Origin of the sequence: Mucilaginibacter inviolabilis (assembly GCF_011089895.1) — a bacterium.
In the GTDB taxonomy this organism is placed as follows: Bacteria; Bacteroidota; Bacteroidia; order Sphingobacteriales; family Sphingobacteriaceae; genus Mucilaginibacter; species Mucilaginibacter inviolabilis.
Genome location: NZ_JAANAT010000001.1, coordinates 1,066,069 through 1,081,924, shown reverse-complemented (window position 1 = coordinate 1,081,924; position 15,856 = coordinate 1,066,069). Strand labels below are relative to the sequence as shown.

Below are 15,856 nucleotides of genomic sequence, written 5' to 3'. Positions count from 1 at the left end.
GTTTTGTCTTTTTAGTTTGTCGTTATTGACAATACAAAATTGCATACAAGCGTGAAGCGGTAACATGGATGAATTTCGTTAGTACATGGACAATTTTCCCGGGAATACCCTTAATTAGGAAAAAAGAAATTTTCTGTATCTGGAAACAGCTGCTCCCACCGTTTTTTCCTGTGTTTTATTTAATTGGCCAAAAAAATTTAAATGGACATCGACAGATTTAGCTTTAACCGTTCGCTTCCAGTTACCCACAACCTGATTATCGACAATTATTGCCGGATCGAAAATTACATGTCGTGCCTGCTTAAGATATTTTGGATTAACCAATGCATCGCGATCTTTATAGGCAATGGCAAATTCATCAAATGCCGGTAATAAATAGGCTTTTGTTTTGAGAGAAGGTAGGTCAATTGTATTATCCGGCATCCAATAGGTACGACCATCAACTACATCATTAATCAATTGCGATTTGACCAGTTCAAGCCCAATACCTGCATCAGTCAAAGTTAAGCCAGACCAGTTTGCAAAATCATGTAAAGTAGCCGGGCCACGACTTTTAAAATAACCCAGGGCTAGTTTAGCCAATGCTTCTTCCTGAGTTAATAAGGGTGTTACGGGAGCCCGGTCATCAAGTAAAGCATAGGTAAATTGTTTACCAACCCGGGCTCCGCTGCAAATAACCTGATCAAGTTCGGCGCGCATGAGTATTATGGTAAACCTGATATCGTCGGTCGCAATACCGGCCTGTTTAATCAAGTTTAAAACCTCGGGCCGGCTCAACTGCTTGTTACCCTGTAGGGCTCTGGTCAGCAGCTCATTGGTTTTATTAAACAAAGCGTCGGTAAATCCAAATTTTCGATAAAATGGTGCATTTATAGCGTGGATACGCGGTGCGGTAAGCGTTAATAGCCAACGGATATCCTGGGGCGAAACAAAATGCCAGGTAGGCCGTAACAAGTGGGTACGTAATATTTTGCCATCTCTTATAGCTTGTTCTATAACATCCTCACTGGCGTTATGCGTCCGCAAAGCTATCGCCCATTTGGCTCCGGCATAGTCCTGAGCCTGCATAGCTACCATGTGTTTTATAACATTTTCTGGTTCACTAAACTGTGGGTTATAAATTTGTTGGTTATGGATTCGTTGTGCAGCCAGATAGTTATTCTTCATTATAATTCCTGATAGATTGATTATAAAGTTAAAATTAATGATTCGGAATAACAGCAGTTTGTCAGCCGTAAAAGATATCATTATTTAGCGTAGATGCTTTAATTTTATAGGCAAAATGAATAAGATAAAACCCGGGTATTTTATAGGAGGTTTGGTTATTGGCATAATCATCGGTTTAATTCTGCACAGTTTGCCTGTGGGCATAGCGATAGGGCTGGTAATGGGTATTCTAATTACGTTTAAAAAAGCCAGAGAATAAAACATGTCCCTTTTTCTATGTAAAGTTTTCCAAATAAGTGCGGTAAAAGCCGGGCAATTGTGGGTTTACATGGTTTACACAATTTACGACTAAAATTGATTTATTAAATTGAAAATCAATAAGTTAAATAAAACAAACCATCATATAGTGTAAACCATCATTATTCTGGGTTTACATTGATCGAACCAGAGTGAGGGGAACATTTGTAACAAAGTCATGGCCAAAAGCCATCAAACATTATGTTTACTTTTACTTAATCATAGGTTAACATAAAGAGGGTTATTTCACACCATGAAAAGAGAGTTTTAGTATATGACGCTTTTATTGACATTAAGATTGGCTGGACGAACACAAAATTATTGTCCCACAAATCTCTAACTGCGACTGCACAATTATCTTTCTTTTCTGTTAATACGCTTACAGGTGGTTCTTCGTATCAGAGCTTCAATCTATCACAAAGCAAATACGTTATCAGGGCTCAGGTTTAATTTACATTTACTTAAACTATTATGGTTAGTTCAATTAAAAACATAAGCTGCATTATAGCTTTAAGCTTAGGAATTAGTGCATCAGCAATGGCGCAGATACCAGGTAAAGTAAAAGGAACAGGGCAGGTATTACTTCCCAATGGCTGGAAGTTAAGTCCAGCCGGAAGGTCTTTAACATTGGGCGATCTGCCTTTAAATATGCAACTAAGTACCTCTGGCAAATTGTTGGCAGTAACCAATAATGGACAGAGTACGCAATCATTGCAGCTCATAGATCCCAAAACCGAAAAACTACTGGACGAGCAGGTGCTGGGCAAATCATGGTACGGATTAGCCTTTAGCCGCGACGAAAAACATCTGTACGCATCAGGCGGGAACGATAACTGGATATTGGACTTTCATTTAAAAGATAATAAACTAAACCAGGCTGATACTATAAAGTTGGGTACGCCATGGCCTAAAAGCAAAATATGCCCTACAGGTATCGCCGTTAATAAAACTAATACTAAACTATATACAGTAACCAAGGAAGACAGTACACTCTATATTATTGATCCGCAAGCAAAACAGATACTTCATAAAGTTCAGCTTCCTGCTATTGCTTACAGTTGCGTGCTATCCTCTGACGAAACAAAGCTTTACGTTTCGCTTTGGGGTGGCAAAGCTGTTGCGGTAGTAAATACAACATCTCAGGTTATTGAAAACAGAATAGCAACCGGCGATCATCCAAATGAATTGCTCTTGAATAAAAAAGGGAATTACCTGTTTGTGGCCAACGCTAATGACAATACGGTTTCCATCATCAGTACTAGTAGTAATAAGGTAATTGAAACGGTTGCCACTACATTATACCCAACCCGCCTTACCGGTTCCACTACCAACGGGCTGGCACTTAGCGCTAACGAAAAAACATTGTACATTGCTAATGCCGATAATAATTGCCTGGCGGTATTTGATGTATCAAAGCCTGGCTATAGCAAAAGTCAGGGTTTTATCCCTGTAGGCTGGTATCCCACCAATGTAAAAACATTAGGGAATAAAATATTGGTAACCAATGGAAAAGGGTTAAGTTCTATGGCTAACCCTCAGGGTCCTCAACCTATCTCAAAGGCCGATAATAGTGGCTATCAAACGGGTAGCACAGCAAACAGCCATTTACAATACATTGCGGGCTTATTTAAAGGTTCATTATCTTTTATTGATGTTCCAAAGCCTGAACAGTTGAAACAATATACACATCAGGTTTATGCTAATACCCCATTTACCGACAAAAGGACCCAAACCGCTGATGGGGAGGCGGGAAACCCAATCCCCCGTAAACTCGGCGAAAAATCGCCCATAAAACATATTTTTTATATTATTAAAGAAAATCGCACTTATGACCAGGTTTTAGGAGATATGCCGGGTGGTAATGGCGACACATCCTTAACCTTATTTGGCAAACACGTAACCCCCAATCACCACGCATTAGCCAGTGAATTTGTATTGCTTGATAATTTTTATGTTGATGCGGAAGTAAGTGCCGATGGACATAATTGGAGTATGGCAGCATACGCTACCGATGTTGTTGAAAAAACCTGGCCAACTAGCTATGGCAATCGGGGTGGCAGCACCAATTTTGAAGGTGGCAGGCCGGCCACTTATCCACGCGATGGCTTTATTTGGGATTATTGTAAACGAGCTGGCATTACTTATCGAAGCTATGGCGAATTCAGTGACGATGGAAAGGCTAATATTAAAACGCTGCAAGGACATATTTGTCCACAATCACCGGGCTTCAACCTCGATATAAAAGATCAAGTCAGGGTTGACGCCTGGCAACATGATTTTGATTCGCTGCTTACAATTAATGCTGTACCTCAGTTTAATACTATCCGCATTTCAAATGATCATACCAGCGGGCAAAAGAAAGGTAAGATTTCGCCAGTTGCGGCGGTTGCCGATAATGACCTTGCCATCGGTCGTTTTATCGAGCATTTATCACAAAGCTCTATCTGGAAGGAATCTGTTGTATTTATACTGGAAGATGACGCTCAAAATGGCCCGGATCATGTAGACGCTCACCGTTCGCCTGCATTTGTAGTTGGCCCTTATGTAAAACATAATGCTGTTGTGCATACCATGTATTCAACTTCGGGCTTTTTACGAACCATGGAATTGATACTCGGTTTACCCCCTATGAGCCAGTATGATGCCGGGGCAATGCCTTTATATGAATGCTTCACCAGTAAAGCTGATGTTACACCTTACCAACTAAAACCGGCGGAGGTTGATCTGGAAAGGCGGAATATTGCCAATAACGAAAGTAGCCGCCGCTCTGAATCATTCAACTTTGCCAAAGAGGATGCGGTACCTGATCTTGACTTGAACGAGGTAGTCTGGAAATCGGTAAAAGGTGAGCATTCCACAATGCCGGCACCTAAAAGAAGTGCTTTTGTACTGTTAGAGCAAAAAAAGAAAGATGACGATGATTGATTCAGTATTTAATTAACCGGTCGGTCATACTTATTCACCATTTAAAACACCAATATTTCACCAACATGGATTTTAAGAAATACTTATTCCTATTATTAACTTTAGTTGCTTACCACAGCTATGGCCAAACAGCAGACCAAAACTACAAACTGATAGGCAGCAATATTATACAGACCAAAAACTATTTCCTGCTTACTTTATTTCAAAATAATGCAGCGGTAAAACAGCTGCTAAGCAATGATCCCGAACTGGTCAAATTGAATCAAACTCGGTTGGATAATATTAAATCGTCACTTACAACTTGTAAGGATCCATTGTGTTTTACGCAAGTATTAAAGTTTAGTGACGGCGAGATCAAAACCGTTAGTGACCGACTAACCAATTTATATAAAACAGGTAATGCCCTGGACAATTTGATAAAACAACATGTAATACCTTCTGGTACTTACCAGCAATTTAATAGCTTGTCACCGGTTCAAATATTGGTTAGTGCGTGGGAACAGGATGCTAAAGCAGTTAATTATACGATTGAAGTTTATGCTGAAGGACGAAAACCCAACTATCCAGCTATTGACTCTATCAGCTTCAATGTAAAAAGCCGGGGATATCTTAACCTGGTTTATGATGCCTCTGCGACTATATGGGACGAAAGCAAAAACGAAAAGCTGTTTTTTTTACCATCCATGAATTATGCATTACATTGTCTGGAAATAAATGAAAGAGATGATGCCGCCAATGATGAACCAATGATCTCGGGGATCAATAAGAACGCTTATAATCGTGCAAAAACCATCAATTGGGCCAAGTATAAATACACCATGATCCTGATACCCGGAGCAGGTCCGGATATTGATGGTGTGGCCTTAAGTGCCGAAGGGATGTTACGATGCCGGGTAGCTGCATTAAGATACTTTGAAGGATTGGCACCATTTATCATGACATCGGGCGGTAAAGTACATCCGTATAAAACAAAATATTGTGAAGCTGATGAAATGAAAAAGTATATGATCGAAAAACTGCATGTGCCGGAAAACGCCATATTGGTTGACCCTCATGCACGGCACACCACTACCAACATGCGTAATTGTGCCCGTATCATATTCCGTTACGGGATGCCATTTAGCAAGCCATGTATCACCTCAACAGATAAATCACAAAGCTATTTTATATCAAACATGGCTACCCGCTGCGAAAAAGAGTTAGGATATGTGCCTTACAAGCTGGGCAACCGCCTGTCAGATACCGAACAGGAATTTTATCCAACCATTGAATCCCTGCGAATTGATAATGATGAACCTCTGGATCCATAGCAGGTCAGTTTATCCGGGAAACTATTTTTCAAACACATAAAAAGATGATCATGAAGAAATTATTTTTTGCTTCAACGACTATACTATGCTTAGGCTTCTTCGCATTTATAAATAAAACGGTTGATATGGCTATTACCCATTCCATAACTATCGATTCATTAGGTGCCTGTCAAGGTATTTCATATCAAAACGGAAGGATATTTTTATATGGCGACCGCGAAGTGGGAATGATACGGGAATTTAAGATGATAGGGGATAGTCTTACTTATACCAACAAAGAATATAAACTTACCCAAAATGGACAGGATGTGATCAATCATCCCACAGGTATTGCCTATAATGGAACCGGACCTACTTTTATGGGTAATTCTATCCGTTTAAACAAGGAAGGTACTAAATGGAAAGCTGTAATTTATTGTGTTGATTGGAAAGGGCTACTGAAAACCGGTACACTTGATGGTAATTTGATAAATACCATTGATGATGATGCCTGTATTCAGGGTACAAGACCTGAATATATAAAATACAACAACAAGTGGTATGTAGCTACTGCCGATTACGGTAATAACGGTAACGAGGTGAGATTGTATGATCCGGAAACGCTAAAAGCAGCTTCCAAAACAAGTGAAAAGGGTGTATTGTTTAAAAAGTTTACCTGTACCGCCTGGGTGCAAAATTTATATTATCTGGCAGATAAAGGTATTTTAGTACTGATTCAAAATCAAACTGAAGGCCGAAAGTGGAGATTTACCTACGTTGATCTGAAAAAATCTATCGAAACAGGACAGCAACAAGTGATCAAGACAGTTGATGTCAATGAAAGACTTGATGAATTAGAAGGTTTTGCCTTTACCGGTACAGGAAAAAGGGGCATTGCTGTAACATCATCACGAAAAAACAATGTGAACTATATCCATATTGGTTGGTAATGTTACCCGCAATGTATTGGTTTGTTAATATGTAGTTTATAATCTGACTACATAGGGGTATTAAATTTGTAGCGTTTATCAGGAGCGAATCAATGATATATATAAATTTATCAGAACAATTGCTACTAAATCGATGTAGCGATGGTGACACCGCTGCTTTTCAGGAACTTTATCACAGGTATAAAGAGTTCGTTTTTAATATAGTTTGCTTAAGGCTCGCCAGTAAGGAAGACGCAAGAGATGTTACACAGGATATTTTTATAACGCTGTGGACAAATCGTGAGCAGTTACGTAATTTAAATGATTTTAAATTATACTTATACGTTTTTAGTCGTAATCAGGTAGTATCAGCCTATCGGAAAAAGAATACCCAAATTAAAGGCGAAAATTATCTCATAGGCAAAATTGAGGAAATGGCTCATTCTGCTGAAGAGTACCGATTTGCCCGTGAACTAACTGATCATATTGATCAGTTGGTGGTACAACTGCCAGAAACCATGCGTTCTTGTTATAATTTAAGCAAAAACGAAGGCAAAAAGAATGGTGAGATTGCCGATATCCTCAACATATCAGAAAAAACAGTACGCAATAATGTATCCGAGGCTTTAAAGCGCCTCCGCTTAAATTTACGAAATAGTCATCCCGAACTTTTAATACTTACCATTGTCCTTAGCTTTAAAGCTATTTTTTCAGTGATTCTAACAACCATACTTAAAAGGTAACAAATTGTTAACCTTTTCTTAAAGGACAAACTGCCTTTGCACACGAGCTTATCTAAAAGCAGGGTATAGTGAACAAAAGGGTTAAGAAGTTATTTGAAAGGTATCAATCGGGACAAGCAAATAATCAGGAACGCAAAATAGTTGAAGACTGGTTTGCCAGTTTTGAAAAGGCAGATATTGAAGAAATAAGTACAAAAGAAAATCTTGATTTTTTTTCGCCAATGGACGAAAAAATAAATCAAATGCTTTTTGCACAGCCACGTCATTCATTTGGTTATAAATGGCTGTATGCAGCAGCGGCCCTAATATTGGTATCTTTTGGAATTGCATGGTTTAAATATGGCCAAACTGCTGATAAGCAAAGTTCAACAATTTCTTACAGCATTATTGCAGCACCAAAGGGTACAAAAAAACGATTCTCATTACCCGATGGCAGTTGGGTTAGTCTTAATTCGGGCTCCCATATCCGCATTCCATCAAACTTTGGTATAAAAAGCAGAGAGGTGTCTCTTTCTGGTGAGGCTTTTTTTTCAATAAAACACAACGCTGCCAAACCATTTACTATCCACTCCTCCAGGCTACTAATTACCGATCTGGGTACCGAATTTGACGTAAAAGCTTACCCTGAAGAACAAAAAATACAAATAGCAGTGGAAAGCGGTAAAGTAAAGGTGGAAAAAAACAGTGTCGGGCGTAAGCCTGAAATGTTTGCCGGCGCAATTACTCACAATCAGCAATTGGTGTATGATAAACAAAGCAACAAGCATGCCTTAAGCCAGGTTCAAACCTCTGATTTAACTGCCTGGCAATATAATAAACTATGTTTTAACAATGCCTCTATGGATGAGATTTCCCATACGCTTGAAAGGTGGTATAATGTAACCATAAAGCTTAAAAACAATAAAGAGTGCCGACGCTACACTGTTAGCTTTAATAACGAACCTCTTGATCAGGTATTAAATGTACTTACCCGCCTTACAGGTTTACGCTACCAAATGAAAAATAAGATTGTATTAATTAATCTAAAAAATTGTACCAGCATGAAATAGCAGCCAGTTCATTAAAACAGGGAACGCTTCACCATTCCCTGTTAAATCAGACACTAAAGTAGTGTCTGCCTTCAAAAACGATCTTACAATCATTAAAAATTCTTCTAAAATGCAAAATTTTTATCGAATCAGTCCTCCATTTTATTTAATAAAGAAGTTTACATCAATAATACTTCATCCTTTGCTCGTAATAATATTTTTATTACAGATAGGCGTCCCTGCTTTTGCAGCCGATGGGCAAACCATTAACAACACCCGTATATCAATTATAGCTGATAATCTTACCATTAAGGATATTTTTGCCATTATTGAACAAAAAACAGATTTCATTATCGGATATGATAATACTGTTGATATTAAAAAACACGTATCACTTCGCGTAAACAATCAAACCATAAGCGAGGTATTAAAACAGTTATTAAAAAACTACAAAGGAACCATTAGCCAGGTAGATGATCATCATGTGGTGATCCGGGTAGAAAAACCCGCATTGGATCTCAAAAATCCATCAAAAACAGAACAGGCTGCGGCAGTAAAAATATCGGGTACCGTAGTTGATGAAGCTGACTTACCCTTACCGGGAGTAAGCGTTTATGAAAAAAAGTCACATAAAGGCACCTCTACCGATGTTAATGGTAGGTTTAATATTACTGTTGAACCGGGTTCAACGTTGGTTTTTACTTTTGTGGGTTATGCAGATCAGGAAATTGTTGTTGACAACAAAACTACGATCCATGTTAAGTTAAAACCTGCTGCCAATATTTTGAACGAAGTTGTAGCCATTGGTTATCAAACAGTGCGCAAAAGTGACTTTACAGGAGCCGTTGCCAGCGTTAGATCAGAAGAACTGAATTTAACCGCGCCAACCGCGGGCCAGGCCCTTGTTGGTAAGGTGGCAGGCGTACAGGTATCGCAAATAACAGGTGCTCCTTATGGAACTACCAAAATTGCTGTACGCGGTGTCGGCTCTTTTAATGCCAGTTCTGATCCGCTGTATGTCATTGACGGCTACGCTGCCGGCAATGACCTGTTTATTAATCCTAATGACATTGAATCAATAAGCATATTGAAAGATGCTGCATCGGCAGCTATTTATGGATCGAGAGCTGCAGGAGGGGTGGTGTTGATCACAACCAAGCACGGTTCAAAAACCGACAGCAAAGGTAAGTTTGAATATGATTATCAAGCCGGGATAAACCAAATGGCCAAAAAGGTTGATTTGTTAAACTCTGATCAGTTTGCTCAACTGGTAATCGATGGTCGTAATAACTCTTATCATGATCTTTGGATAACCACCGGTCATACCTGGAACGATGCCATGTACTCAGATAATAACGCAACGCGTATTGCCAATGTGGGTAATGCCGGTTCCGTGAGTATTCCTCCTTATCTATACAACTTTCAAACGCAATCACTGATTCACCAAACGGTTAACACCGATTGGCAGGATGAGTTATACCGTAACGCTTTAACACAAAACCATAACCTGTCATTCACCGGCAGTTCAAACGGAACCCGCTATTATTTTAGCACAGGTTACCAGGATCAACCTGGTATTATGTTGGGTACCGGACAGAAAAAAATTAATCTGCGCGCCAATGTTGATGGCCAGATAGGTAAAAGGCTGCAAGTAGGTGCCAATATTGCATTTACACAAACCACTAATCAGGAAACTCAGGATGGTCGTTGGGATCATAGCCCGGCTTTTGGGGCCTTGATATATATGCCATTCTTTCCTGCCTACAATCCCGATGGCAGTATTGCTACAAACGTGGCTGCAGCGCAATCAACGGCTTACGCCTACCAGTCAATTGAAAATCCAATAGCAACAGCAACATTAATAAAGATAAATAGGGTGGGTGACCGTGCAACCTATAATGCCCATGCCAGTTATTCTATTTTGGATGGATTGACATTCAATGCCAACTTAGGCATGCAAACTTATGCCGAGAACTATAATTATTATTTACCTACCAACATTAGTAATGGTGCAAACCCACCAGGTTCACCTCAATCAATACAGGCGGCAAAAGCTGTCAGACAAACCATTGACTATCGTGATCAGTTAGGTGAGCTTACTTTAAATTACAGCAAACAGCTGGGCAAAAATCATTTTGATGGTTTAGTAGGTTATACCGCTCAAAAAACAACTAATAATGTACTTACGGTACAAGGTACGGGCTTTCAGAACGATAATATACCTAACATAACTGGTGCTGCTCCAAGCCAGATAACGTTAATTACACCCACCAGCGGTTTTATTGAAGGTGTACAGCCAACAGGCGATGATACTTTTACCTTATTATCATACCTGGCAAGGGTAAATTATAATTATGACAGTAAGTATTTTTTATCGGCTTCTTTCCGTACAGACGGTTCTTCACGCTTTGGGTCTAATAACAGGTATGCAGCTTTTCCATCGGTATCTGCGGGTTGGAATCTGTCTGATGAGAAATTTTATCATAGCTGGCTTGGTGACCAATCTACCATTAAATTGCGTGCAAGTTGGGGTTTAAGCGGTAATTATAATGTGGGTAATTATAATACCCAACGTGTATTTAACTCGCCTGTAAACACGGTATTTGGTACAGGGTCACTATCCTCTGCACTTACTGCCGGTACAATTAAAGACGCAAATTTAGGCTGGGAATCAACTTCACAATATAACTTTGGTGCTGATTTAGGTTTGCTTAAAGGCCGCCTCTTTATTATTGCCAATTATTACCTGAGCCACTCTTACAATTTATTATTTAATCAACCGATATCAGCCATTTCAGGAAGTTCAACCATCCTTACCAATTTAGGTTCTAATTCAAAAATTAGCAACAAAGGATTTGATTTTCAGGTTGACGGTAAGGCCATTGCCACCAAAGATTTTACTTTAAATCTAAGCGGTAATATTTCTATAAACCGGAACAAGGTGCTTAGTTTAAGTGGTAACAATACCATCCTCACCGCCGGCGCCGAGCGATCATACTTAACCAGCATTACACAGACCGGGCAACCTATAGGTATGTTTTATGGCTACCAGGTAGGCGGCATAGTTACGCAGGCCGATCTGGCTAATATAGCTGCCGATAAAGCAAACTATAATTCAGCTACGCACTCTTACCCTGCAGGTTATAAAATCAAGGGGCCACCAATTTCTACATTTTCAACAACTCCGCTGCAGGCAGGCGATCTTTATTTTAAAGATGTTAACGGCGATGGTGTAGTTGATAGTAAAGATGCAGGTGTTATTGGCACTCCATATCCAAAATTCACTTATGGTTTTGCTATCAATGCAACTTATAAGGGCTTCTTCTTCAGTTCGGCATTTGCCGGTTCATATGGCAACCAGGTGCTTGACGGACAGGATTACTATCTGTACAATATGGAAGGCTCAGGTAACCAATACGAGGATGTTGCCAACCGCTACCGTAACGCCGCTGATCCGGGCGATGGATCTGTTTACCGTGCATCACGCGGCAGCACGCAAAGTAATAGTACCAGGTTGTCAACATTTTATTTGCAGAGTGGCTCTTTCCTGAGAAATACCAATACAACCATTGGTTATACCATTAAGTCAGACTACATAAGTCGTAATTTGGGTTTAAGCGGCCTTAAAGTATACGGCTCAATTAACAACGGCTTTACTATTACCAAATACAAAGGCTATAATCCTGAGGTTAATTACAATTACACCAATAGCGGTTCACAGGGTGCTAATCTTGCTCCGGGTATTGATTATGGCGTTTACCCATTGGTACGCTCATACAATCTGGGTGTTAAAGCAACTTTTTAATTAAAAAAATCAATTCTTGATCAACATGAAGAATATAAATATAAAACTAATGTGCCTGGCAGCATTATTTATGCTGGGTTCCTGCAAAAAGGATTTTCTACAGCAAAGCAACCCTGATGCCAGCGTAATAGCCACTTCCTTTAAAACTGAGAACGACGTATTATTAGCAGTTAATGGCTGTTATTCCTTATTGAGAAGCGGTAATACAATAGGCGAAGGTAGCGACCTGTGGACGGATCAGCGGTCTGACGATACTGGAACCAACGACAATCAATCAAACGCCGGCGAACCTTTTGGGTTCAACAATTTTTCGCTGATACCGACCAACAGCTATTTATACACCCATTGGTTGAATATGTATACGGTTATATCAAATTGCAATATCGTATTGTCAAATATTGATAAGGTAACCTTTGCAAAGCCCGAAACCAAACAACAATATAAGGCAGAGGCCGAATTTATACGTGCCCTGATCTATTTTCATATGGTACGCGAATGGGGCGATGTGCCATTGGTTACCAAACAATTGATCAGTACTGCCGATGTTACTGCAAATACCTTCCGCTCGCCACAGGCAACAGTTTATGCGCAGATAGTTGCTGATTTAAAAGACGCCCAGGGTAGCCCGCTACCTGCTACCCAGGCTACTGGTACTATTGGTCGTATATCACTTGCCGCTGTAAATACTTTGCTGGGCCAGGTTTATTTAACTATGGCTACAACACTGGATGCGGCAAACAAAACTGCTAATTTAAATAATGCTTTAACAAGTCTCACTGCAGCATATAATGCCAAAACCTTTGCCAACTTAAAGGATATTCCATACACTGATGTATTTGATGTAACAAAGAAGTCTACCTGCCCGGAATTGATCTGGCAAATTGTAAATATCCAGGGAGATCCTATTTATAGCTCAAGCATAGCGGCAAATAATCAGGCTAAAGGCGAAACTATTAACTCTCAAAAAACATCAACAGGTGTTGGTAACAATGTAACACATGACCTGGTGAATGACTATGAACCTAATGATCCGCGTGGTGCATTCTCTATCAAATTTGCCAATGATGCTACTGTTAAAGATTGGTTCGTTACCAAATTCAGGGATGTAAGTTCTGGAGCAGGTAAAAACGGCTATGGCGGAAATGATTGGATTCTGATGCGTTATGCCGATGTGATCCTGATGCTTGCCGAAGTAAATATGTATCTTGGTAACAATACCGCCGCTATCCAGTACGTGGATATGGTACGTGCGAGGGCTGGTATGCCAACTTATGAAGTTTCTTCTCTGGATCCTAACTACAGTTCTAAATATCCTACGCTTAAACTGGCTATATTACACGAACGTCGTGTTGAGCTGGCTTTTGAGCACCATCGTTTGTTCGACCTGTTAAGAACATTTACTACCGATGAATTGGTAACCTATTTCCATAGCAAAAAACAGGCTGATTTTGGTTCGGCGCTACTTTCAAATTTCTCGACTAAAGACAGATATTTCCCAATTCCGTTTAATGAAACCAAATTAGACCCGGTTAAAATGTATCAAAATCCAGGATATTAATTCTACTTCTTACCTGGTAGTAAAAAGGGAGGCTTTGTGCCTCCCTTTTTTTGTTATCAATCATTTTTTTATCGCGATAAATGAAATAATTTTTCATGTCTTTACAACCGGACAGAAACACCATATAACTACCTCAATAACAGAAACAAACACCTGTCATACTAACACAAAAAAGTTGCGTAAAACTACGCAGCTATTTAAAGTATTTTTCGTAAAAGTACGCGCGCTAATTAATAATTAAGCACCTAGCTTTATATCATAATAATTCTCCCTGAAATTATTAACCTGCTGTTTTATAAGTCCCTTTTATAAAACAGATTTTTATAACCGCATAAAAACCTTATAACGTCATGATAGATCAGGTATTAACATTCTTGAATACGCAATTGGATAGTTACCTACGGTTAAAGTTGGATCCCGCCAACAGTAACTCTTTCATTCAGGTAGCCAATATTGCTTGGAATGATAGCGATACCTCTGGATCTAACGGAACAAACAGCCCTTCGAATGCGTTCATCACCCTGGTAAATATTGAGGAAGACAGGATCAGTAAATCACCTGAGAATTATATTCGGCAGGGAAGCGAAACCACCTACAAGAATCCTAAAATATACCTTAATCTTTATGTGTTATTCGCAGTTAACCTGTCATCTTATACAGAGTCGTTAAAGCGGCTTTCTTACATCATCCAGTTTTTCCAATACCAAAATGTATTTACATCTCTCGGCTCACCTGATTTACCTGCCGGAGTCGAAAAACTGATCATGGATCTCAATACACTTTCATTCCAGGATATGAACAACTTATGGGGTATACTGGGTTCAAAGTATTTACCATCTGTAATGTATAAAATGCGGATGATCAGTATAAGTGAAGAATTTAAACAGGGCAATGCTCCTTTGTTACATGAAATTATTGTTAACGAAACGCTTCAAACGCTATGATAGATATCAATTTCGGAAACCTGTTCACTGTTGAACTATTGCATAGTTACTATAAAGATCAACTGTGTCCCGACTTTAATATTTCGGCCTCCAACCAAACCGTAAAAACTTTAGGTGGTCATCAAATAATAGCCAGGCAATATTATAACCAACTAATTGCCGGGGCAAACTGTGATGCCAAAGTAAACCCACCAAAACCATTCATCGCGATTGAAGAGGGTACACAATTTACTTTCTTCATGCAACTTAATAATCCTGTGTTTTTTAACTATACCAATTTATCGTCAACCGCGCCGGGCAAAATTTACTACTTCACTAATAGAAATAATAACGTCAGTAACGGAAAAACTTTTCTCACCAGCAAAATAACAGCTTATAATGCAGCCAATACGTATGCACCCGGTGATTTAGCATTAAACGGCAGTGGTACTACCTACCGGGCTATCAGCAGCAGTAAACCTGGCAATAGTTTTGATCTTTCTAATACCGATCATTGGATGGAGGTTGATAACAATCAGTATCTTTCGGATAATGATGCTTTACAATGGATGCCGTCCATATCAGTATATCAATTAGGATCTCCGCAACCATCGGTCAGCATATCTGTATTAGGTTATGATAGCATTACAACAGCTTATACCCAATCAGTACTTTCAAAAACAATAGCTTTTGCAAACCCGGCATCCTCATTTACACTTGATCTGAGCTTCTTACAGCCCGGAAAATATTCATTAACAATTAATGGTGTTCATCAATGGATCTACATTAATGATGAACTTACTGATGGTAAAACTTTTGCCGTAATTGATATTTTTAATGATGTTGCGCCAGTTTCTTCTACCTTACTTGATGGTAATGGAGCCCTCCTCAATCCAGCCCCTCACTACAGCATTTACTTTTTAAGCAGGGCTACCATCTGGAAATATATTCTGGCAAGTAACCAGCCCGGAAATATTAATGATACAGCAAACTTATATCACTTTGCGAATCCCGCAAGTGTAATAACCTCTCTTACGCCAATTCCCTTAAGCAATAAGGCACTGAATTTAAAATTAACCTTAAATAATCATGATTATTCTCCAATTGCTTGTGCAGATCCTCAGAGGCTCGTCACAATTATCAAGGGTACCGATACTTATCCATGTTCAGAGATCTTTTTAAACTTTTAAAA

General features: G+C 39.3%; 11 protein-coding genes. 10 read left to right on the top strand and 1 reads right to left on the bottom strand.

Going from position 1 to position 15,856, the window contains the following annotated elements; translation table 11 throughout:
- Positions 1 to 114: 114 nt before the first annotated feature.
- Positions 115 to 1,167, bottom strand: a complete 1,053-nt coding sequence (locus G7092_RS04235; protein ID WP_166086516.1) for a winged helix DNA-binding domain-containing protein — start codon at positions 1,165 to 1,167, stop codon at positions 115 to 117.
- Between the two features lie 115 nt (positions 1,168 to 1,282).
- Here G7092_RS04235 and G7092_RS04230 point away from each other — a divergent pair, with 115 nt between their 5' ends.
- From G7092_RS04230 to G7092_RS04185, 10 genes are all read left to right on the top strand, one after another.
- Positions 1,283 to 1,426 (top strand): hypothetical protein, encoded by a 144-nt coding sequence (locus G7092_RS04230; RefSeq protein ID WP_166086514.1) that lies wholly within the window; start codon positions 1,283 to 1,285, stop codon positions 1,424 to 1,426.
- Between the two features lie 509 nt (positions 1,427 to 1,935).
- Positions 1,936 to 4,389: a bifunctional YncE family protein/alkaline phosphatase family protein gene (locus G7092_RS04225; protein ID WP_166086512.1), complete on the top strand. Its 2,454-nt coding sequence runs from the start codon at positions 1,936 to 1,938 to the stop codon at positions 4,387 to 4,389.
- A gap of 65 nt (positions 4,390 to 4,454) precedes the next feature.
- Positions 4,455 to 5,699: a YdcF family protein gene (locus G7092_RS04220; protein ID WP_166086510.1), complete on the top strand. Its 1,245-nt coding sequence runs from the start codon at positions 4,455 to 4,457 to the stop codon at positions 5,697 to 5,699.
- Between the two features lie 50 nt (positions 5,700 to 5,749).
- Positions 5,750 to 6,628 (top strand): hypothetical protein, encoded by an 879-nt coding sequence (locus G7092_RS04215; RefSeq protein WP_166086508.1) that lies wholly within the window; start codon positions 5,750 to 5,752, stop codon positions 6,626 to 6,628.
- Positions 6,629 to 6,720: 92 nt separating this feature from the next.
- Positions 6,721 to 7,350 carry an RNA polymerase sigma factor gene (locus G7092_RS04210; RefSeq protein WP_166086506.1) on the top strand — a complete coding sequence of 210 codons (630 nt, stop codon included), beginning with the start codon at positions 6,721 to 6,723 and terminating at the stop codon, positions 7,348 to 7,350.
- 68 nt (positions 7,351 to 7,418) lie between these two features.
- The gene (locus tag G7092_RS04205; protein ID WP_166086504.1) at positions 7,419 to 8,399 is read left to right on the top strand and encodes a FecR family protein; all 981 of its coding nucleotides are present in this window, start codon (positions 7,419 to 7,421) and stop codon (positions 8,397 to 8,399) included.
- Between the two features lie 181 nt (positions 8,400 to 8,580).
- The gene (locus G7092_RS04200; protein ID WP_235953772.1) at positions 8,581 to 12,183 is read left to right on the top strand and encodes a SusC/RagA family TonB-linked outer membrane protein; all 3,603 of its coding nucleotides are present in this window, start codon (positions 8,581 to 8,583) and stop codon (positions 12,181 to 12,183) included.
- 25 nt (positions 12,184 to 12,208) lie between these two features.
- On the top strand, positions 12,209 to 13,741 hold the full coding sequence (locus tag G7092_RS04195) for a RagB/SusD family nutrient uptake outer membrane protein (RefSeq protein ID WP_166086499.1): 1,533 nt from the start codon (positions 12,209 to 12,211) through the stop codon (positions 13,739 to 13,741).
- Positions 13,742 to 14,091: 350 nt separating this feature from the next.
- A complete protein-coding gene (locus tag G7092_RS04190) occupies positions 14,092 to 14,685 on the top strand; it encodes a Pvc16 family protein (protein WP_166086497.1) in 594 nt (197 codons plus the stop codon).
- Positions 14,682 to 15,854: a hypothetical protein gene (locus G7092_RS04185; protein WP_166086495.1), complete on the top strand. Its 1,173-nt coding sequence runs from the start codon at positions 14,682 to 14,684 to the stop codon at positions 15,852 to 15,854. Before G7092_RS04190 ends, G7092_RS04185 begins: the two co-directional genes overlap by 4 nt.
- The last annotated feature ends 2 nt before the right edge of the window (positions 15,855 to 15,856 follow it).